Here is a 1,656-nt window from a genome sequence, read left to right as displayed (position 1 = left end):
GAGAGGGTGCTGCCCACTTCATCGTGGAGGTCGTGGGCGATCTGTTTGCGGAGTTGTTGAGCTTCTTCGAGTCGGCGCAGCTTGGCCCGGTTCAGCAGCCAGGCTGATCCCGTTCCGACCAGCAACAATAGTAGTAAACTGCCAACGATCAGAGCTGTATTTTGAAACTGGATACGAGCCGTTTCTTTATCACGCAACTGAGCCTGTTGCTGAAGGAGTTTGATCTGCGCTTCTTTTTTCTCGGTTTGGTACTGCGCCAGCAATCGCTGTACGGCAACTTCAGTACGGACATTTGCGGCTGAATCAATGAGTCGATTTTTCTGTGCCTGGAACTCGTACGCTTGCTTGTAGTTTTGTCGATTAGCGTAAAAATCCGTTAGAGCTTGTCGGGCTTCCTGTGCATCTGCGCGGTGATTACTGCGTTCAGCAGTCACCAACGCTTCTTTGAAAGCAGATTCTGCCTGAGGGTATTGTTTAAGCGATTCGTACAGATGTCCGATAATTAAGTAAGCTGTTCGTGTGGCTTCGTCGTTTTTTTGTTGTTGGGCAATGCGGAGAGCTTTTTGGGCAAGCGGCAAACCCGATTCAGGACGGCCAGCTTTATTCAATGTACGGGCAATATTCGTGAGCGCGTCTGTTTGGAGTAACTCGAAACTGATTTTTTCGGCTAACTTAAGTGAGTTCCGATAGTGTTTTAGTGCTAACTCAGGCTGTTTTAGAAGGTCATAAATATTGCCTAACTCATTTTCTGCAACGGACTCGTTTCTAGGATTATTGGATCCTTTTTCAATCGCCAACGCCCGCTGGAAATAAGGCAGCGCTTGTTGGGGCTTTCCCATTTTTTTTAGCGCAGTGCCTACACCCGACCATGCATTCGATCGGGGAGTCAGTCCATACTGCTCTTGTAATCGAATGGCTTTTAATGAGTTTTCCATCACTTTCGGCCATTGCTCGAGCTGTTCATAGGCTATCGATACATTGGCCATCATGTCGTAAACATCCTGTTTGGAAGATTGATGCGTTTGGGCCACATCGACAGCCTTTTGAAAATAAATCAGTGCTTTGGCGGGCTGGTCAGTTAGATAATAGCGCGTAGCCCGTAGTGTAATCGCCGAAATATTCCCAGCCCACCAGCCAATTTGTTGACTCAATATTTCTGAGCGCTGAACGAGCGAATCAGCTCTTTCATAATTGGCTTTTTCGTAGATGAGTTTGCGTGCCGTTCTGTTCATCGCACGAACATAGACCGAATCGCGGGCGGTATATGTTTTCAGAAACGTTTCCAGCGAATCCAGCGAATTGGGAAGTTGCGCCGTTACGATACGACTAGTCCCCAACGTCAAACAGACTGTAATCAGAATGAAATGGTAAAGAGGTTTCATGGCACTCGGGTGGGGAGTATGCTTGAGTTTAGCCAGCAATCGAAGTTGTTACTACTAGCCGGGTACCCTGTTGAGGACCCGATTGCACCGCCAATGAGCCTCCCATCGCTTCAGCTCGCTGCTGCATACTGCTTTGCCCCGTTCGCTGGCTGGCTTGGCTTGGGTCAAACCCTCGACCGTTGTCTTCAATCAGCACTTGCAAGTGCTTCTCCTTGCGCTCAAACTTTACGGTCGCTTTACTAGCGTGAGAATACTTCACCAGGTTGTTGATGGC

At 48.5% G+C, this 1,656-nt stretch carries 2 protein-coding genes; both read right to left on the bottom strand.

Features of this window, described 5'->3' with window-relative positions; all coding sequences use genetic code 11:
• Window positions 1-1,382: tetratricopeptide repeat protein (locus ACYVE4_RS31730; RefSeq protein ID WP_461044446.1), on the bottom strand; the 1,382-nt coding region annotated here is incomplete at its 3' end.
• A 28-nt stretch (window positions 1,383-1,410) separates the two neighbouring features.
• On the bottom strand, window positions 1,411-1,656 hold a 246-nt coding region (locus tag ACYVE4_RS31725), incomplete at its 5' end, for a sensor histidine kinase (protein ID WP_461044445.1).

It is taken from the genome of Spirosoma harenae, assembly GCF_054776975.1.
This window is presented reverse-complemented; position numbering and strand designations above follow the sequence as displayed.